General features: G+C 73.4%; 18 protein-coding genes. 5 read left to right on the plus strand and 13 right to left on the minus strand.

What is annotated here, in order from left to right; translation table 11 throughout:
- Window positions 1-75: 75 nt before the first annotated feature.
- The 6 genes from ACZZ97_RS00050 to ACZZ97_RS00075 all read right to left on the minus strand — a co-directional run bounded on the left by ACZZ97_RS00050 (window position 76) and on the right by ACZZ97_RS00075 (window position 6,001).
- Complete coding sequence (locus ACZZ97_RS00050; protein WP_463471816.1) at window positions 76-1,422, minus strand: acyltransferase family protein; 1,347 nt, start codon at window positions 1,420-1,422, stop codon at window positions 76-78.
- Window positions 1,423-1,625: 203 nt separating this feature from the next.
- Window positions 1,626-2,087 (minus strand): Rid family detoxifying hydrolase, encoded by a 462-nt coding sequence (locus ACZZ97_RS00055; RefSeq protein WP_463471817.1) that lies wholly within the window; start codon window positions 2,085-2,087, stop codon window positions 1,626-1,628.
- Window positions 2,084-3,226 carry an aminotransferase class V-fold PLP-dependent enzyme gene (locus ACZZ97_RS00060; RefSeq protein WP_463471818.1) on the minus strand — a complete coding sequence of 381 codons (1,143 nt, stop codon included), beginning with the start codon at window positions 3,224-3,226 and terminating at the stop codon, window positions 2,084-2,086. Before ACZZ97_RS00060 ends, ACZZ97_RS00055 begins: the two co-directional genes overlap by 4 nt.
- Window positions 3,223-4,038, minus strand: coding sequence for an amino acid ABC transporter ATP-binding protein (locus ACZZ97_RS00065; RefSeq protein ID WP_463471819.1), 816 nt, complete (start codon window positions 4,036-4,038; stop codon window positions 3,223-3,225). Before ACZZ97_RS00065 ends, ACZZ97_RS00060 begins: the two co-directional genes overlap by 4 nt.
- Window positions 4,035-5,012: an amino acid ABC transporter permease gene (locus ACZZ97_RS00070; RefSeq protein ID WP_314104081.1), complete on the minus strand. Its 978-nt coding sequence runs from the start codon at window positions 5,010-5,012 to the stop codon at window positions 4,035-4,037. Before ACZZ97_RS00070 ends, ACZZ97_RS00065 begins: the two co-directional genes overlap by 4 nt.
- Before the next feature lie 2 nt (window positions 5,013-5,014).
- Entirely contained in the window at window positions 5,015-6,001 is a 987-nt protein-coding gene (locus ACZZ97_RS00075; RefSeq protein WP_463471820.1) for an ABC transporter substrate-binding protein, read from the minus strand.
- 114 nt (window positions 6,002-6,115) lie between these two features.
- Between ACZZ97_RS00075 and ACZZ97_RS00080 the strand changes: the two genes are divergently transcribed.
- A complete protein-coding gene (locus ACZZ97_RS00080; RefSeq protein WP_463471821.1) occupies window positions 6,116-6,898 on the plus strand; it encodes a helix-turn-helix transcriptional regulator in 783 nt (260 codons plus the stop codon).
- Between the two features lie 33 nt (window positions 6,899-6,931).
- Here the strand turns inward: ACZZ97_RS00080 and ACZZ97_RS00085 are convergent, their stop codons facing one another.
- The gene (locus ACZZ97_RS00085) at window positions 6,932-8,320 is read right to left on the minus strand and encodes a GAF domain-containing protein (protein ID WP_463471822.1); all 1,389 of its coding nucleotides are present in this window, start codon (window positions 8,318-8,320) and stop codon (window positions 6,932-6,934) included.
- A 217-nt stretch (window positions 8,321-8,537) separates the two neighbouring features.
- Here ACZZ97_RS00085 and ACZZ97_RS00090 point away from each other — a divergent pair, with 217 nt between their 5' ends.
- Both ACZZ97_RS00090 and ACZZ97_RS00095 read left to right on the plus strand, forming a co-directional pair.
- The gene (locus ACZZ97_RS00090) at window positions 8,538-9,089 is read left to right on the plus strand and encodes a Fur family transcriptional regulator (protein WP_463471823.1); all 552 of its coding nucleotides are present in this window, start codon (window positions 8,538-8,540) and stop codon (window positions 9,087-9,089) included.
- Between the two features lie 103 nt (window positions 9,090-9,192).
- Entirely contained in the window at window positions 9,193-10,695 is a 1,503-nt protein-coding gene (locus tag ACZZ97_RS00095) for a catalase (protein ID WP_314102046.1), read from the plus strand.
- A 257-nt stretch (window positions 10,696-10,952) separates the two neighbouring features.
- Here ACZZ97_RS00095 and ACZZ97_RS00100 read toward each other — a convergent pair whose 3' ends face one another.
- From ACZZ97_RS00100 to purD, 4 genes are all read right to left on the minus strand, one after another.
- Entirely contained in the window at window positions 10,953-11,564 is a 612-nt protein-coding gene (locus ACZZ97_RS00100; RefSeq protein ID WP_463471824.1) for a GNAT family N-acetyltransferase, read from the minus strand.
- 299 nt (window positions 11,565-11,863) lie between these two features.
- Complete coding sequence (locus tag ACZZ97_RS00105; RefSeq protein ID WP_463473736.1) at window positions 11,864-12,709, minus strand: VOC family protein; 846 nt, start codon at window positions 12,707-12,709, stop codon at window positions 11,864-11,866.
- A gap of 387 nt (window positions 12,710-13,096) precedes the next feature.
- On the minus strand, window positions 13,097-14,044 hold the full coding sequence (locus ACZZ97_RS00110) for a phosphoribosylaminoimidazolesuccinocarboxamide synthase (protein WP_314102048.1): 948 nt from the start codon (window positions 14,042-14,044) through the stop codon (window positions 13,097-13,099).
- Window positions 14,041-15,309, minus strand: a complete 1,269-nt coding sequence (gene purD, locus ACZZ97_RS00115; RefSeq protein ID WP_314102049.1) for a phosphoribosylamine--glycine ligase — start codon at window positions 15,307-15,309, stop codon at window positions 14,041-14,043. The genes ACZZ97_RS00110 and purD overlap by 4 nt, the downstream gene beginning before the upstream one ends.
- A gap of 71 nt (window positions 15,310-15,380) precedes the next feature.
- Between purD and ACZZ97_RS00120 the strand changes: the two genes are divergently transcribed.
- Both ACZZ97_RS00120 and ACZZ97_RS00125 read left to right on the plus strand, forming a co-directional pair.
- On the plus strand, window positions 15,381-15,761 hold the full coding sequence (locus tag ACZZ97_RS00120) for a sterol carrier family protein (RefSeq protein ID WP_314102050.1): 381 nt from the start codon (window positions 15,381-15,383) through the stop codon (window positions 15,759-15,761).
- 71 nt (window positions 15,762-15,832) lie between these two features.
- A complete protein-coding gene (locus tag ACZZ97_RS00125; RefSeq protein ID WP_463471825.1) occupies window positions 15,833-16,270 on the plus strand; it encodes a hypothetical protein in 438 nt (145 codons plus the stop codon).
- Window positions 16,271-16,327: 57 nt separating this feature from the next.
- Here the strand turns inward: ACZZ97_RS00125 and ACZZ97_RS00130 are convergent, their stop codons facing one another.
- A complete protein-coding gene (locus ACZZ97_RS00130; protein WP_463471826.1) occupies window positions 16,328-17,902 on the minus strand; it encodes a transporter in 1,575 nt (524 codons plus the stop codon).
- Window positions 17,884-18,753 (minus strand): ABC transporter ATP-binding protein, encoded by an 870-nt coding sequence (locus ACZZ97_RS00135; protein WP_314102053.1) that lies wholly within the window; start codon window positions 18,751-18,753, stop codon window positions 17,884-17,886. The genes ACZZ97_RS00130 and ACZZ97_RS00135 overlap by 19 nt, the downstream gene beginning before the upstream one ends.
- Window positions 18,754-18,786: the final 33 nt, after the last annotated feature.

Consider the following 18,786-nt stretch of genomic DNA (forward strand, 5'->3'; position numbering starts at 1 on the left):
ATCCGCCCGACACCGTAGGACGCCCGGCCGATCCCCCCGTCGGCCGGGCGTCACCCTTCTCTCCCCCGCGGGCCCCTACGACGGCCGGGGTCGCGTGCGGCCGAGCAGCCAGAGCGCCGCCGGGAGCGCCACGGCACCGGCGATCGCGTTCCGCAGGTCGAGGCCGTCGAGCATCACCGCGAACGGCGGCGCGACGACGAGCACGCCCGACACCGCGACGACGAGCGTGCTCGGGCGGCGGTGCCCCGAGGGCACGGGCCGCGGTGCCCCCTCGAGGCGTCCGACGACGAGCGACAGCGCGCACGCGAGGCCGAGCACGAGCAGCACGACGGGGATCCGCGTCCACCACCAGGACGCCGACGCCGGCTCGGGCAACGGCCCGCCCGTCGCCAGGACCAGGCCGGTGACGGCGATCAGCAGCGGCAGGTGCCAGAGGTAGATCGTCATGCCCCGGCTGCCGACCGCGAAGACGACGGTGCGCGCGGCTCGGGTCGTCATCAGCCGTGCGAGTGCGGGGTGCAGCAGCGTCAGCACGCAGATCTGCCCGACGCCGAGCACCATCAGCGGCACGGCCGGCGGGTTCAGGTTCGTCAGCATGTCGTCGGACCACGGGCCCACGGTCGTCAGCACCGGCAACGACGCGGCGCAGGCGAGCGCGATGCCCGCCAGCAGGAGGCGCGGGGCACGCCCGAACCACCCGCTCGCGTACGCGAACCCCAGCTGCTGCACGAACAGCCACACGAACACGAGGTTGAGCAGGCCGACGTCGGTCACGAGCGTCGTGTACCGGACCGAGTCGACGAGCAGGGCCGCCGTCGCGAGCCCGACGAAGGTCGCCGCGGGTCGCGTGGCGTGCAGCCGGGCCATCACGGGCACGGCCACCTGCGTGATGCCGTACGCGGCGAGGAACCAGAGCGGGGTGCCGATGCCGGTGACGGCCGTGTCGAGCAGGGCCGGGTCGACCCCGAGCAGCGTGGCGACCGCCAGGGCGACGGCGAGCACCACGAAGAGCGCGGCGGCGGGACGGGCGAGGCGCAGGAGGCGACCGCGCACGAAGTCCGCACCGTCGCCTCCTCGTCGCTGCGTGCTCGCCCAGGCGGTCGCGCTCGCGAAGCCGCCGACGACGAAGAAGAGCGGCATGATCTGGCCGACCCAGGTCGAGAACGCGAACCACGGCTGCTGCTGCAGGGGCTGCGACGCGACGACCGCGCCGTCGGGGTCGCGGCCGACGCCGACCATCAGCACGTGGATGACGACCACGAGCAGCACGCAGACGACGCGGGCGAGGTCGACGACGAGGTCGCGGCCCGCCAGGGCGTCGGCGGGCGGAGCCGGGGAGGCGCCCGACGCGTCGGTGCTGCTCGGTGCGGCACCCGAGGTGCGGACCTGGCCGTGCAGGTGGCGCTCCGTCGACGTGCTCATCTCCGCACCGTAGCGAGGACCGGGACCGGGTGGGGAGACCGGTCGGTGAATTCCTCCTCGGGGAGGACCCGGTGACTCGCCGGCGCGGCCGGGTCGGGGGCTCGGTGGTCGACACGGATGTGGGGGAGAAGGGACGTCGCAGGGGTCGGCCCACGCCGCCGCCCCTTTTCCCCTGCCGTAGCCGCGGCCGCCGCGGCCGCCGGTCAGCGGACGACGGCCCCCACGAACTCGATCTCGACCCGCGCGCCCTTCGGCAGCGCGCCGACCTGGTACGCGGCACGCGCCGGCAGCACGCCGCCGCCCGCGGAGAAGACCTCGGCGTAGACCTCGTTCACGACGGCGAAGTCGCCGATGTCGGCGAGCAGCACCGTCGTCTTGACGACGTGCGCGATGCCCGAGCCGGCCGCCTCGAGCACGGCGGCGCCGTTGCGGAGCGACTGGGCCGCCTCCTCGCGCACCCCCGGTCCCGCGAACTCGCCCGTCGCCGGGTCGATCGGCAGCTGGCCGGAGACGAAGACGAGGTCGCCGACGACGACGGCCTGCGAGTAGGCGCCCACGGCGGCGGGGGCGGCGTCGGTGTGCACGGCGCGGAGCGGGGAGCCGGGCCGGGCGTCGGTGCGGACGTCGGTGCGGGCGTCGGTGCGGGTGTCGTCTGCAGTGGTCATGTGCGTCCTCCCAGGACGGTCAGGGCCGCGTCGAGCGCGGCCGGGGTGGTGGTGGCGTGCACGCTGAGGCGCACGCGGTCGTCGCCGTGCACGGTCGCCGTGACCCCGGCTGCGTCGAGCCGGGCGCCGACGGGCGCGGCCTCGCCCGCAGGCACGCCGGCGACGACGATGCCGGCCCGGCGCTGTCGCTCGACGGGGGAGAGCACGGGCACCCCGGCGGCGTCGAGGCGCGCGACCAGGTCGCCCGCCGTGTCGGCGACCCGGGACGCGACGACGTCGACGCCGACCCGCTCGAGCTGCTCGAGGGCGGTGGCGAGAGCGCCCGAGGCGAACGGCGAGCCGTTCGTGACCGAGAAGCGCTGGGCCCCGGAGAGGGCGGCGTGCGGCACGCCGTCGTAGCGCGACGGCCCCTCGACGCCGGTCCAGCCGCCGAGCACCGGCCGGAGGCGGTCGAGCGCCCGCGGGGACAGGGCGACGAAGCCCGTGCCCCAGCCCGCCCGGAGCCACTTCTGGCCGCCGACGACGAGGGCGTCGGCGAGCGACCAGTCGGCGTCGAGGACGCCGAAGCCCTGGATGCCGTCGACCACGAGGAGGCGGTCGCCGGCGGCCTCCCGGAGGCCCGCGAGGTCGGCGACCGTGCCGGTGCGGAAGTCGACCGCGCTCACCGCGACGGCGACCGTGTACGAGCCGACGGCCTCGGCGACGCGCTCGGGCGTCACGGGCGCGAGCGGCTGCCCCGGCACCGGGGGCAGGTGCCGCACCGTGGTGAGTCCCGCCTCCTCCGAGCGCCACCAGGCGTACAGGTTCGACGGGAACTCGGCCTGGCTCACGACGACCTCGCCGCGCGGCAGGCCGAACGCGACCTGCATCAGCCCGAGGGAGGTGCTCCCCGCGAGGGCGACGCCGGCTCGGTCGACGCCCGTGAGGCGCGAGACCGCGGCGAGGGCACGCTCGTCCTCGGCGTGCAGGCCGGACGACGGGACCCCGGCGCTCGCCGCGGCCGCGAGCCGCCCGATCGTCTCGACGACGTCGCGGGAGGGCGGTCCGTAGCTGCCGAAGTTGAGGTAGCCGACCGGCTCCGCGAACGACGACAGGTAGGTGTCGAGGGCACCCGGGGTCCCAGGAAGGTCCGAGGTCACTTCAGCACCCGCTGGAGGAACTGCCGCGTGCGCGCCTCGCGCGGGGCGCCGAGCACCTGCTCGACCGGCCCCTGCTCGACGATGCCGCCGTCGGCCATGAAGACGACGCGGTCGGCGACCTCGCGGGCGAACTGGATCTCGTGCGTCACGACGAGCATGGTCATGCCGTCGCGGGCCAGGTCGCCCATCACCTTGAGCACCTCGCCGACGAGCTCGGGGTCCAGCGCCGACGTCGGCTCGTCGAAGAGCAGGAACAGCGGCTTCATCGCGACGGCCCGCGCGATCGCGACCCGCTGCCGCTGCCCGCCCGAGAGCTGGCCGGGGTAGGCGTCGACCTTGTCGCCGAGGCCCACCCGCTCGAGGATCGCGACGGCCTCGGCCCGCGCCTCCTTCGCGGATCGACGCTGCACGCGCACCGGTCCCTCGAGCACGTTGCCGAGCACGGTCAGGTGCGGGAACAGGTTGAAGTGCTGGAACACCATCGCGGTGCGTGCCCGCTGCGCGGACAGCCTGCGCTCGCTCAGCTCGTGCAGCACGCCGTCGCGCAGCTCGAAGCCCATCGGCTCGCCGCCGACCCAGACCTCGCCGGCGTCGGGCTCCTCGAGGCGGTTGAGCGTGCGGAGGAACGTCGACTTGCCCGCGCCGGACGGGCCGATGATGCAGACGACCTCGCCGCTGCGCACCGTCATCGAGACGTCGCGCAGCACCTCGTGGCTGCCGTACGACTTGCCGATGCCGAGGGCCTCGAGGACGGGAGCGGCGTCGGCGGCGGGCGCCGCGCCTCCTGCGGTCGGGGTGGGCGTCGCGGTCACGGGGTGCTCCTCACGAGGGGGGCGCGGCCGAGGTCGGCAGCGACCTTGCGGCGCAGCGCGCGGGCGTTCGGCGGGCCGCCGGGGCGGCGGTCCTGCCGGTCGAAGCTGCGCTCGAGGTAGAACTGGCCGACGCTCGCGACGCTGACGATGACCATGTACCAGATCGCGGCGGCGATCAGCGTCTCCATCACCTGGAGGTTGAACGACGAGATGTTGTTCGCGGCCTTGATGAGCTCGAGGTAGCCGATGACCGACGCCATCGCCGTCCCCTTGAGCATGTTGATGAAGTCGTTGCCGGTCGGCGGGATGATGATGCGCATCGCCTGGGGCAGCACGATGCGGGCCATGCGCTGCATCGGGGTCTGCCCGATCGACTGCGCCGCCTCGATCTGGCCGCGGTCGACGCTCTTCAGCCCCGCCCGCACGATCTCGGCCATGTAGGCGCTCTCGTTGAGGGCCAGCCCGAGGAACGCGGCGACGAAGGTCGTCATGACGTCGTTCGTGCTGACGTCGAGGAACACCACGTCGGTGAACGGGACCCCGACGGTCAGCCGCGGGAAGATCAGCGCCAGGTTGTACCAGAGCAGGATCTGCAGCAGCACGGGCAGGCCGCGGAACAGCCAGGTGTAGCCGGCCGCGAAGGCCTGCGCCACGGGGTTCTTCGAGATGCGCATCAGGGCGATCACGACGCCGATCACGACGGCGCTGACCTGCGCGACGACCGCGAGCACGAGGGTGCCGACGAGGCCCTGCAGGATGATCGGCGAGATCAGGTAGTACGGGATGTCGCCGTACGCGATGTCGCCCTGCGACGCCCCGTAGGCGAGCGCGACGAGCACCACGACGATGACCGCCGCGCTCACCCAGCGGCCCCAGTGCTTGAGGCGCACCTGCGGCAGCAGCTCGCGCCCCGCCGAGGAGGCGCGGGCCGGGTCGACCGTGTCGGCCCCGGCCCGCGATGCGGGCTCCGTCACGGCTACTTGCCCCCGTTGACGGTCGCCTCGGTGACGCTGCCGGAGGTGATGCCCCAGGCGTCGAGGACCTCGCCGTAGGTGCCGTCCTCGATCAGCGAGTCGAGCGCCGCGGCGATGGCGTCGCGCAGCTCAGGGTCGTCCTTGTTGACGCCGATGCCGTAGGGCGCGCCGTCGATGACGTCGCCGGGCACGACCTCGAAGGCCTGGCCGTCCTGGGCGGTCTTCGAGATGTAGACGGCGCTCGGCAGGTCGTTGACGATGGCGTCGATGCGGCCGGTGCGCAGCTGGGTCTGGTTCTGGGCGTCGCTGTCGGTGACGGTGATCTCGAGCGGCTCCTCGCCGTCCGACTCGCACTGGGTGCTCGTCGCCTCGGCGAACTCCTGCTGGCTGGTGCCCGTGACGACAGCGATGGTCTTGCCGCAGAGGGTGTCGGGGCCGGTGATGTCGGCCGGGTTGCCCTTCTGCACCATCAGGGTGATGCCCGAGGTGAGGTAGTCGACGAAGTCGATGGCCTGCTGGCGCTCGGCGGTGTCGTTCATCGCGGCGATGGTGACGTCGACGCGGCCGGACTGGAGGCTCGTGATCAGCGAGCCGAAGTCCTGGTTCTGGTACTCGACCTCGAGGCCGAGCTTCTTGCCGATCGCCGTGATCAGGTCGTGGTCGGAGCCGATGACGGTCGAGCCGTCGGCCGCGTAGAAGTTGTTCGGCGCGGACTGCACGTTCGATCCGACCGAGAGGGTGCCGGCGTCGGCGATGTCGGAGGGGAGCTGCGAGGCGAGCGCGTCGTCGACCTCGACGGCGTCGAGCAGCGCGCTCGTGTCGGGGATCGTCGAGGACGCCGACGACGAGGCGTCGCCCGTCGCGCCGCCGGGCTGCGGGGCGCTCGGGCCGCCGCACGCGGTGAGCGTGAGGGCCAGGACGGCGCCCGTCGCGACGGAGCCCCAGAGGGCAGGGCGGAGGCGGGGCCTGGTGGTGGTCGATCGGGTCATGGTCGAGCCTTTCGTGAGCGTCGTCGGTCATCGGAAGCTAGCCGATCTCTCGGCACGATGAGAGAAAATTATCACAATGCGACGAATCTGTTACACACCGGTAACCTGGGGCCCATGACGACAGCCAGCAGCGCCACCGTGGTCGACCGCAGCCGCGTGCTCCGGACCGAGTTCGGGCCGTACCTGCCGCTGATGGACTTCCTCGCCGAGCTGCTCGGCCCGCGCACCGAGATCGTGCTGCACGACACGAGCGACCTCAGCCGCTCGATCGTCGCCCTCACGAACGGGCACGTCAGCGGCCGCAGCGTCGGCGGCCCCGCGACCGACCTCGTGCTCAAGGTGCTGCAGAACCACGAGCACGACGACCGCGACTACCTCGCGAACTACCTGGCGGAGTCGCGCACCGGCGGCACGTTCCGCTCGTCGACCTTCTTCATCCGCGACGGGGGCGGCGACGTCGTGGGGATGCTCTGCCTCAACATCGACGACGAGCCGCTGACCCGGGCCCGCGACCTGCTCGCGGCGATCACCGCGACGACCGGCCTCGTCAAGGGCGCGCAGGCGGCAGGCGCGGGGGGCGCCGGTGCAGGGCTGGAGGGTGCGGGCGGCGCGGGCGGCACCGGCGACGGTGCCCGTTCTGCCTCGTCGGCCGGCGTCGTCGAGCGGCTCAGCACGAACGTGGACGAGCTCGCGCTCGACGGCGTGGCCCGGATCGTCGCGGCGCAGGGCGTCGAGCCGCACCGCATGACGCCCGACGAGAAGGTCGCCGCCGTGCGCGAGCTCGAGCGGGCGGGGGTGTTCCTGCTCAAGGGCGCGGTGGCGCAGGTGGCCGACGCGCTGCACGTGTCCGAGCCCACGGTCTACCGCTATGTGAAGCAGGTGCGGCGCGGCGACTGAGCGCCGGGAGGTCGGCTCGACGGCGGCCGCGCGCTAGACGGGGAAGCCGAAGGTGGCGGCCGGGGTGCCAGCCGCGGCCGCGGCACGCTCCTCGGCCTCGCGGCGGGCGCGGCGCGTCAGCGGCTGAGGCGCGGCGGGCGCCGGCTCGTAGCTCTGCAGCTCCGCCTCGGCGCGCAGCGCGAACTCGCGCAGCTTCTCCGGCGAGACCGACGACGCCTTGCGGGGCCGCGTGTTGTGCAGGCAGAACGTGCCGATCGTCTCGCCGGTCGACGAGTGGATCGGGTGCCCCGCGTAGAAGTACCCGTGGTTGAGATCGAGGTACGGGTTGTCGGCGAAGCGCTCGTCCTTGCGAGCGTCCTCGACGACGACCACGTCGTCTGCGGCGACGGTGACGTCGCAGAAGGTCAGCTCGCGGGGGATCGACACCGGCAGCAGCTCGGTGTTCATGGCGTACCAGAGCTTGCTGCCGTCGAGCATGCTGACGACCGCGACGTCGACGCCGAACTCGGCCTCCGCCTCCTTCGCCAGGTCCTTGAGCGCGTCGGAGCCGCCGGTCGCGGCTTGCTGGACCAGGCGCTCGCCGCCGCTCCACTCGAAGCTGCGCTGCGGCAGGTGCCGCGGCAGGCGCTCGTCGAGCTGTCCCTGGTGCACGCGGTCGAGGGTCGGCGCGATTCGGTGCGCGATGGTCTGCGCCCAGCGGCGGTAGCCCTCGGCGCAGCCGTGCGGGGAGTCGGGGCGCCGGAGGCCGGCCGGCAGGCGGAAGTACTCGAGGCCCGCCTCGGAGGCGACCAGCTCGGTGAGGGCGTTCATGCGCTCGCCGTGCTGCTCGGCGACCGAGCCCAGCAGGTTGTCGAAGGCCTTCGCCGAGCGGACCGGCGGCACTCCGACGAGCACGGTGCGCGCGGTCGGGTGGCTGCGGCGGGCGATGGTCGAGACGAGGAGGCGCAGCTCGCGCTCCCAGACGTCGAGGGGCGTCAGGCGCACGGCGTCGTTCAGCCCGACCAGCACCACGACGGTGTCGTAGAGGCCGAGGTCGGTGTCGCGGATCCAGGCGCGGGTCGACTCGATGCTCATCATCTCGTCGCCGACGTAGTCGACGGAGCAGGGGCGGCCGGTGGCCTCCGAGGAGGCGCGGGACAGCTGGCCGACGAGCGCCTGGTCGTGGGTGGAGACTCCCCAGCCGTGCGCGGGGCCGTTGCCGACGATGAGGACCGTGTCGGCGTCGCGGGCCGAGGTGCGCGAGGTGGGCTCGTCGCGGGGCGAGAGGACGTGGCGCGACCGGGAGAGCCACCAGAGGTACCAGAGCTTCATCACGGGGCGGAGCCGCTCGTAGCCGTGCTGGTGCACGCCGGCGACGGCGCTGCCCGTGCTCGGGCGGGCGCCGGGCGTGCCGGTGCTGTCGTGGTCGACCGTCCTGGTCACGTGGTGCTCCTCGGGTGTCGTCTGGGTGCCATCCCGCGCCCCACGCTAGGCGGGGCGACCCCGGTGCGACATCCCCCAGAACGGGCCGGTGCGCGGTGCGGCCGTCGCGGCGGGCGGGTCCGTCGCCACCGGGCTGCTGCGGCGGCCCGCTCGGGGCGGACACGCCCGTTCCCGGCCTGTTTTGAACAACTCAAGGGAAGCGTGCTTAGATGGGGACATGACGACGACGAGCGAGAGCACCGAGCGCCTCCGGGCTGCCGGCCTGCGGGTGACCGCGCCGCGCCTCGCCGTGCTCGACGCCCTCGACGGGCTGCCGCACGCCCCGGCCGACGTCGTCTTCGCCCGCGTCGCGCTGGGGCTGCCGGGCACCTCCCTGCAGGCGGTCTACGGCGTGCTCGCGGCCCTCACGGGCGCCGGGCTGGTCCGTCGCATCGAGCCAGCCGGCTCTGCCGCGCTCTACGAGCTGCGCACCGGCGACAACCACCACCACGTGGTCTGCAGCGTCTGCGGCAGCATCGCCGACGTCGACTGCGTCGTCGGCCACGCGCCGTGCCTGACCCCCTCGAACGACTCCGGCTTCACCGTGCAGACCGCCGAGGTGACCTTCTGGGGACTCTGCCCGGCCTGCCGTGCCGCGGAGGACGCGCCGCTCGACGGCGAGGTCGTCACCGGCACGGCCGGTGCAGGCGTGCCGGTGCTGGACGCGACCGGCCTGGACGCGACCGGCCTCGACGCGACCGGCCTCGCCGGCGCGGGGCGCGCCTCCTGAGCTGCACCGCACCTCCTGCGCAGGGCACAGCCCTCCCCTCCTTCCCGGCCGCGCGCCGGGTCTCACGCAACCCGCGACTGAACACCGAACGGAAAGAGGAGTCATGACCGACACGACACCGATCACGACCACCGACAACGGCGCACCGATCGCCAGCGACGAGCACTCGCAGACCGTCGGGGCCGACGGCCCCATCGTGCTGCACGACCACGCACTGGTCGAGAAGCTCGCCAACTTCAACCGCGAGAAGGTGCCGGAGCGCATCGTGCACGCCAAGGGCGGCGGCGCCTTCGGCACGTTCGTCACCACCGGCGACGTCTCGCAGTACACCCGCGCCGCGCTGTTCCAGCCCGGCGTCGAGACCGAGATGCTCGCCCGCTTCTCGACCGTCGCCGGCGAGCAGGGCAGCCCCGACACCTGGCGCGACCCCCGCGGCTTCGCGCTGAAGTTCTACACGAGCGAGGGCAACTACGACCTCGTCGGCAACAACACGCCCGTCTTCTTCATCCGCGACGGCATCAAGTTCCCCGACTTCATCCACTCGCAGAAGCGCCTGCCCGGCTCGCACCTGCGCGACCACGACATGCAGTGGGACTTCTGGACCCTCTCGCCCGAGTCGGCCCACCAGGTGACCTGGCTGATGGGCGACCGCGGCCTGCCCGCGTCGTGGCGCATGATGGACGGCTTCGGCTCGCACACCTACCAGTGGATCAACGCGGCGGGCGAGCGCTCGTGGGTCAAGTACCACTTCAAGTCCGACCAGGGCAACGAGATCCTCACGCAGGCCGACGCCGACCGCATCGCCGGCGAGGACGCGGACTTCCACATCCGCGACCTGTCCGCCGCGATCGAGCGCGAGGAGTTCCCGACCTGGACGATGTCCGTGCAGGTCATGCCCTACGCCGACGCCGCGAGCTACCGCTTCAACCCCTTCGACCTGACGAAGGTCTGGCCGCACAGCGACTACCCGCTCATCGAGGTCGGCAAGATGACGCTGAACCGCAACCCGGAGAACTACTTCGCGCAGATCGAGCAGGCCGCGTTCGCGCCCTCGAACTTCGTGCCCGGCATCGCGACCAGCCCCGACAAGATGCTGCTCGCGCGCATCTTCAGCTACGCCGACGCGCACCGCTACCGCGTGGGCGTCAACCACCAGCAGCTGCCCGTCAACGCGCCGAGGAACGAGGTGCACTCGTACTCGAAGGACGGCGCCGCGCGCTACAGCTTCAGCGACGCCACCGTGCCGGTCTACGCGCCGAACTCGGTCGGCGGCCCCGCGGGCTCCCCGCAGGCCGCGGGCGAGACCCCCGGCTGGGAGAGCGACGGCGAGCTCGTCCGCTCGGCCGCGACGCTGCACCCGGAGGACGACGACTTCGGCCAGGCCGGCGCGCTCGTCCGCGACGTGATGGACGACGAGCAGCGCGACCGCCTCGTCGCCAACATCGTCGGCCACGTGTCGAAGGTCACCCGTCCCGACCTGCTCGAGCGCGTGTTCCAGTACTGGAACTCGGTCGACCCGATCCTCGGCTCGCGCGTGCGTGCCGGCGTCTCGCCCGAGGCGCCCGGCTCGAACGAGGACCCGGCGACCGTGGGCGTGCCCGCGTAGTCGTCGGGATCCGCTGACCAGCATTGCTGGTCGGCTCCGCATCGCAGGAGGCGCGGTGCCCGTTCGTCGGGCACCGCGCCTCCTGCGTTGGTGCGGTGGCGCCCTGTGCCCTGTGCCCTGTGCCCTGCGCTCGGTCTGCGCGTGCCCGGTCTGCGTGCCCGTAATTTGAGAGTGATCGGGACATCAGGGGTCGGTGAGCCCAGGAGGCGCGGGTCCTGACAGGCGGATCACTCTCGCTTTGAGTGCGCCGGGCCCGGTCAGACCATCTGGCCGTTCCAGCGGATGTCGCCGTCTGGCCACTCGGCGGCGGTCGCGCTGACCTCGCGGATCAGCCAGCCCTCGTCCTGGCTGACGAGCACGCCCGCCCCGTCGGCCGAGAAGGCGGTGTAATGACCGGTCACCGCGTTCCCGCTCGTGTCGCCGAGCGGCAGCCAGCCCGCACCTCGGTAGAAGCCCTGCACGGCCTCGCCGGTCTCGAGCAGGCCGAAGCGGCTGCCGAGGCGCTCGAGCGCGGCGTCGACGTGGCGCAGCAGCGCGCCGCCGAGGCCGGTGCCCTGCGCGGTCGGGCTGACGGCCACCATGCCGACCGCGGTGACCAGCAGGTCGGTCTCGCCGACCGTGACGAACTGGCGGCGGAGCCCGGCGTGCGCGACGACGACGTCCCCGTCGCGGGCGACGACGCGGAGCTCGGGCTGCATGCCGGCCCAGCTGCGCGCCCCGGCGTACCAGTGGTCGTAGGCGTCGAAGGTGCGGGCCAGCATCGCCGCGAGGGCCTCGTGGTCGTCGAGCGTGAGGTCGCCCTCGGCGACGGTGCTCCAGACGGGTGCTGCGTCGGGTTGGGGGGAGGCGTGCTGTGCGGCGTCGGACATGCCTGCGACGCTATCGCCTCTCGTCTCCCCGTTCAGGAACGTGAGTCCTGAGTCTGCGTTGCGCAGGACTGCTGGTCCTGAGTCGTGCACGGCTCAGGCGAACGGGTCGCGCCGTTCCTGAATCGGGGAGAGCGTGTCAGGCGTGAACGCTCCGCGGGCAGCGAGTTGCCGATCCGCGCGGCTCTGCGCGACGCGAGGCACCACGGAGCGGCAACTCGAGGCGCCAGAGGCGCGGTGCGCGGAGTGTCAGATGCGCAGTCGCGCAGTCGCGCAGTCGCGCAGTCGCGCGTGCGCGCGGGTCAAGCGACCACGGCGCGTGCCGTGACCTCGATCTGGTTCAGCCACGGGTCGTCGAAGGCGAGCACGCGGCCGTCGTCACGGGTGGCGACGCCGTGGTGCGCGAGGCGCTCGCCGAGGGCGCCCAGGTCGTCGAGGCCCGGCACCTCGATGCGCACGAGTCCGAGGCCGAGGGCCACCTGCCGCCTCCCTGCTCCGGCGCTCTGCCACGTGTTCATCGCCATGTGGTGGTGGTAGCCGCCGGCGCTGACGAAGAGCGCCTGCGGCCCGAAGCGCGTCGTCGTCTCGAAGCCGAGCTGCTCGACGTAGAACCGGTGGGCGCTGTCGACGTCTCCCACGCTGAGGTGCACGTGGCCGACCGAGGCGGGGCGGGAGGCGGTGGCGACCAGCGCCTCCTCGGTGACGTTCTCCTGCAGGAACGCGTTCGGGTCGAGGGCGAGGGTGGCCATGTCGACGTGGCCGTGGGTCCACGACCAGGCGGTGCGGTCGCGGTCCCAGTAGAGCTCGACGCCGTTGCCCTCGGGGTCGGTGAAGTAGAAGGCCTTGCTGACGAGGTGGTCGGCGCTGCCGGTGAAGCTGCCGGGGTGGCGGCTCGCGACGCCGTACACGGACGCGGCGAGGTCGGCCTCGGTCTCGAACAGGATCGCGGTGTGGAACAGGCCTGCCTCGCGGGGGCCGGCGTGCCGCAGCTCCGGCGCGTGCTCGAGCACCACGATCGGCGTCGCCCCGCGGCCGAGGACGCTGCGGCCCGCCTCCGCGTCGTGGCTCAGCACGGCGAGCGTGACGGCGTCGCGGTAGTACGCGGTCATCGCGTCGAGGTCGGCGACGCGGAGCGTGACCGCGCCCATGCCCGTGTCGGCGGCGAGCAGGTCAGTCGCGAGTCGGCCAGCGGCGTTCCGGTCTGCGGCGTTCCGGTCAGCCGCGTTCAGGTCAGCCGAGGGTCGGCCCGCCGGGTTGCCGTCAGCCGAGGAGGAGCTGGTCGCGTCGGTGCTGCTGCTGTCGGTCATCCGGTCCCTCGGTTCGTCGTGCGTCTCGTGTCACGCCGATCGATGACGTGTCACCGACTCGAACCGGCTCGGGTGCCCGAGCATTCCGCAGGCGCCGCCCTGTCTCGATCAGCATGAACCGCGTTCCGAACCATGAACCGCGATAAAACGGGGTTCATGGTTCGGAACGCGGTTCATCGTGGCGCGGGCACGTGGGCTGCACGCGAGCCGCTGGCCGCTGGCCGCAGGTCAGTGAGCGGTGAGGCGCTCGATCAGCTCGCGGTAGCGCGCCGCCGTGCGCTCGACGATCTCGGGCGGCAGGGAGGGCGGGGTGCCCGTCCTGTCCCAGTTGTCGCTGAGCCAGTTGCGCACGATCTGCTTGTCGAAGCTGTCCGTGCGGCTGCCCGAGCCCGAGCCGGCCCCCGCGGCCCCGGCGGCCTCCGCGTCCCAGAAGCGGCTGCTGTCGCTGGTGAGCACCTCGTCCCCGAGGGTCAGCTCGCCGGTGGAGCGGTCGGCCCCGAACTCGAACTTGGTGTCGGCGAGGACGACGCCCCGCGCCTCCGCGACGCCGGAGGCCCGGCGGTAGATCTCGAGCGACGTGTCGCGCAGCGCCGCCGCGACGTCGGCGCCGACGAGCTCGACGGTGCGCTCGAACGAGATGTTCTCATCGTGCTCGCCGAGCGGCGCCTTGTAGGCGGGGGTGTAGATCGGCTCGGGCAGGCGGTCGCCGTCGTGCAGGCCGGCCGGCAGCTCGATGCCGCACACCCGGCCGTTCTCGCGATACTCGGCCCAGCCGCTGCCCACGAGGTAGCCGCGCACGACGCACTCGACCGGGTACATGTCGAGCGGCTTCACGAGCATCGCGCGGTCGCGCACGGCGGAAGGCACCGACACGGAGGCGGTGGTCGGGTCGACGAGGTGGTTCGGCACCCCGTCGAGCTGGTCGAACCACCACGTGCTGAGCTGCGTGAGCAGGGCGCCCTTGCCCGGGATGCCGGGCTCGAGCACGACGTCGTAGGCGCTGACGCGGTCGCTGGCGACGACGAGCAGGTGCTCGGCGGTGTCCAGGACGGGCTCAGCGGAGAGCGTGGCGTCGTCGTCGACCGAGCCCGCGCCGGGGGACGGCACGTACAGGTCGCGGACCTTGCCCGAGTAGGCGTGCACCCAGCCGGCGAGCTCGGGCGCCTCGGCGGTCATCGGACGACCCGCTCGGCGATGTCGCGGCGGTACTGGCCGCCCTCGAGCCGGATGCGGAGCATCGCGTCGTAGGCGCGTCCCCGGGCCTCGGCGAAGTCGGCGCCCTCGGCGACGACGCTCAGCACGCGGCCGCCGGTGGCGATGAGGCGGTCGTCGAGCCGGGCGGTCGCGGCGTGGGCGACGTGCACGCCGGCGACGGCGGTGGCCTCGTCGAGGCCGGTCAGGGGGCGGCCGCTGACGGCGCCCTCGGGGTAGCCCTCGCTCGCGAGCACGACCGTGACCGCGGGCGTCGGCACGAAGCGCGGCGCCTCGTGGTTGCCGAGCGAGCCGGTCGCGGCGGCGAGCAGCAGGCCGCTCAGCGGAGTGATGAGGCGCGGCAGCACGACCTGCGTCTCGGGGTCGCCGAAGCGGGCGTTGAACTCGATCACGCGGACGCCCTGCGCGGTGAGGATCAGCCCGGCGTAGAGCAGCCCGATGAACGGCGTGCCCTCCGACTCGAGCTGGCGCACCGTCGGGGTCGCGATCGTGTCGAGCACCTCGTCGACGAAGTCCTTCTCGCTGCCGAAGCGGTCGGCGAGCCACGGCAGCGGCGAGTAGGCGCCCATGCCGCCGGTGTTCGGGCCGGCGTCGCCGTCGAGGAGGCGCTTGTAGTCCTGGGCGGGCGACAGCGGCACGACCGTGTGCCCGTCGCTGAGGAAGAACAGGGAGACCTCGGGCCCGTCGAGGAACTCCTCGACGAGCACCGGCCCGTGCTGCAGCCAGTAGGTGGTGTGCTCGACGGCGGCGTCGCGGCTCTCGGTGACGAGCACGCCCTTGCCCGCGGCGAGGCCGTCGGCCTTGATGACGTAGGGCGCACCGAACTCGTCGAGCACGGCGACGGCCTCGTCGAGGGTCCCGACGCGGGTGGCGCGTCCCGTCGGGACGCCCGCCTCCTCCATGATCCGCTTCGCGAAGGTCTTGCTGCCCTCGAGCGCCGCGGCCTTGCGGCCGGGGCCGAAGACGGGCACGCCGCGGGTGCGCAGTGCGTCGGCGACTCCGGCCACGAGGGGGGCCTCGGGCCCGATCACGACCAGCTCGACGTCGTTCTCGAGCGCGTACTCGGCCACCACGGAGCCGTTCGACGGGTCGAGGTGCACGACCTCGACCTGCGCCGCGATGCCGGCGTTGCCGGGGGCGGCGACGATCTCGTGCCCCGCGTCTTCGCGCAGCAGCGCGGTGATGATGGCGTGCTCGCGAGCACCGGAACCGAGGACGAGTATGCGCACCCGATGGATCCTACCGAGCCGCGCCTCCCGGCAGTCGGCGGGGACGGTCCGTGCGCGGGTAGCGTGACGGCATGGCCAGGGCGAGGATCGACGACGCGGCGGGCGCGGCGGCCGTGCAGGAGGCGGTGGTCGCGCTCGCCGAGGGCGGCTCGGCACCGCGGACGGTCACCGCCACCGCGGTGCGCTGGCTGCTCCAGGTGCTCGCCGACGGCGAGCCGGGGGCCACCGTGGAGGTGCGGGTGCCGCCGTTCGGCGCGGTCCAGTTCCGTGAGGGGCTGAGCCACACGCGCGGCACCCCGCCCAACGTCGTCGAGACCGACCCGGCCACGTTCATCCGGCTCGCGACGGGCGCCCTGAGCTGGGACGAGGCCGTCGCCGGTGCCGTCGTGTCGGCGTCGGGCAGCCGCGCCGACCTGCGCGGGTACGTGCCCGTGCGGCTGCCGCGGGCCTGAGCGGCACGGCGGGTGCTCCGACGTCGAGGCATGCGGCGGAGCTCGGGGACGCACTCTGGGACAATGGGGGCGTGACCCACGCACCCGACGAACCGCAGCAGCCCGACGAGGCCGTCTCCCCGGAGGCCCCGGAGCAGCCGGTCGTCGAGCCCGAGCGGTCCGAGCACGCCGCCGCGGCGGGCACGGTCGAGCCCGAGGAGATCGCGTCGGACGACGAGGTCACCGTGCGCCGGGCCCCCAAGGTGTTCGCGTTCCTCCTGATGGGCGGGGCGCTGGGCGTGCTCGCCTCGCTGATCCTCACGTCGCTGTTCCCGTTCGACCCGGGCACCAGCCCGGCCTCGACCTACGGCTACTTCTCGCTCTGGGGGCTCACGTTCGGCGCCGCCGTGGGGGCCGTCGTCGCCATCGTGGTCGACCGCGTGTCGCTCCGCCGCGCGAAGACCCTGCGGGCCGAGCGCCGTCGCGTGGACGCCCCCGAGCCCCCTGCGGTCGAGGGCGAGCTCGAGTAGAGCGTCGGGCGCGGCGCGCGTGGTGCGGCACGATCCGCGCCCAGCCCGAGCCCCGCGCTAGGCCCCGCGTGCCGCGCGCAGCCTCGTGAGCAGCTCCGGCCCGCGGGCGTCGAGCAGCTTGCCGCCCCGGTCGACGCCGACCACGAGCAGCACCGTCCCGAGCACGACGCCGACGACGAGGGCGAGCACCCCGAGCAGCAGGCTCCCCGTGACGAGCGACGCGATGCCGAGCGCGAGCTCGGGCACCGCCAGGCCGAACGAGACGAGCCACGTCGCGTACATGCCGAGCGTCGACGTGACCGACGCCCCGGGAGGCGACTTGAACGGGCTCTCGCCGGCCGCCGGCACGGGCATGAGGAACTTCGCGGACGCCACGCTCGACGCGCCGAAGCCCGTCAGCATCACGCCGAGCCCCATGCCGAGCAGGGCGGGCAGCACCTGCCAGGCGTCGAGCACCGCGAGCGGCAGGATGGTCGCGAGCAGCACGATCGGCACGGCGAAGAGCGACAGCGTGAGCACGCGTCCCGCTCGGTCGGCCCGGCCGGAGACCCCCGTCGACAGGTGCGCCGCGAACGCGGTGCCGTCGTACGAGACGTCGGCGCACAGGGTCACGGCGAGCAGGGCCGCGATGCCCGGCCCGATCGCGTAGAGCAGCCACGTGTTGCCTCCGCTCCACGCGAGGAACACGGCGAGCACGGGCAGCAGCGGGACGACGACGAGCGAGCCGCCGTAGCGCGGGTCGCGCAGCCAGTAGACGGCGGCGCGGGCCGCGACAGCACCCGTGGGCGTGCCGGGGAACCAGCGGAACGGCCCGAGCCCCTTCGAGGTCGCCGCACGCTCCTCGACGGGAGGCGCGATCAGGGCGGACGCGAGGGCCCGACGCCACGCGAGCAGCAACAGGGCGAGCGTCGCGAGTGCGATCGCGGCCTTGGCCAGCGCCTCCAGCGGTCGTCCGAGCGCGAGCTCGCCGGGCACGGCCCAGGCGGCGCCGAGCGGAGTCCACGCGGCGACGGCCGCGATGCGCGGCAGCTGGTCGACGGCCGAGCCGATGCCCTGGCCGGCGAAGCCGATGATCGGGCCGGCGAGGATGACCGGCACGAACACGACGACGCCCATCACCTCGCGGTAGCGCCGACGCGAGGCCAGGGCGCTCGTCAGCGACTCGAGCACTCGTGACGCGGCGACGCAGGTGAGCACCCCCACGAGCCCGCTGATCGGGGCGATCACCGCCGAGAGCGGGTGCTGCAGCCAGCTCAGGGACGTCGCGAGGGCGGCGATCGTGGTGACGATGCCGGGGATGCCGAGCACCCCGCACACCAGCAGGGCCACGAGGAGGCGGTCGGCCGGGATCGGGAACGATCTCAGCTTCTCGACGCTGAGGGTCTGGTCGACCCCGCGGGCCAGCAGCGGGACGACCGCCCAGCCCAGCACCGCGACCGAGCCGACGAGCACGGCGGCGGTCCACGCCCAGCGCTCGGGGGCGAACGACAGGGCGACGAGCCCGGCGACCAGCGCGGCGAGGATGCCGACCCCGTACAGCCCGCCGATCACGAGCGCGACGACCTGCCAGACGCTGCGCTTGAGGCCGTTGCCCATCACCCGCCAGCGGAGGCTCAGGAGGTGCGCAACCACGACGGCCCCTCGTTGTGCTGGCGGCCGCCGACGAGCTCGACGAACCGGTCTTCGAGGGTGGAGCCTGCACGCACGTCGTCGGTGGTGCCGGCGGCGAGCACCCGGCCGGCCGCGACGACGGCGACGTGGTCGCACATGCGCTGCACCAGGTCCATCGAGTGGCTCGACACGATCACCGTGCCGCCGCCCCGCACGTAGCCCTGCAGGATGTCGCGGATGTTCGCCGCCGAGATCGGGTCGACCGACTCGAACGGCTCGTCGAGCACGAGGAGGCGCGGCGCGTGCACCAGGGCGCAGGCGAGAGCCGCCTTCTTGGTCATGCCCGCGCTGTAGTCGACGACGAGCGTGCCGCCGGCCTCGCGGAGGTCGAGCAGGTCGAGCAGGTCTGCCACTCGGGAGGCGACGGTCTCGCGGTCGATGCCGTTGAGGAGGCCGTGGTACGTGATCAGCTGCTCGCCGGTGAGCCGGTCGAAGAGGGCGATGCCGTCGCTCAGCACCCCGACCAGCGACTTCGCGTGCGTCGGGTCGCGCCAGACGTCGTGCCCGAGCACCTCGATGCTGCCCGCGTCTGGTCGCAGCAGGCCCGTCGCCATCGACAGGGTCGTCGTCTTGCCGGCGCCGTTCGGCCCGACCAGCCCGTAGAAGGAGCCGGCCGGCACCTCGAGGTCGACGCCGTCGACGGCGACCTTCTGGCCGAAGCGCTTGCGCAGGCCCGTGATGCGGAGGGCGGGGACCGCGCCCGGCCCCGACGGCGCGGGGTCGGCGGGCGCGAGCACGTCGGGGATCGGCGCGGCGGGCTGCTGCGGGGCGGAGGCGGCCGGGTGGTCGGCGGGGGAGCTGTCGTCGCTCATGCCCACGAGCCTATTGACCCCCGCCGACGGCGA

It is taken from the genome of Frigoribacterium sp. AC512 (assembly GCF_979258295.1).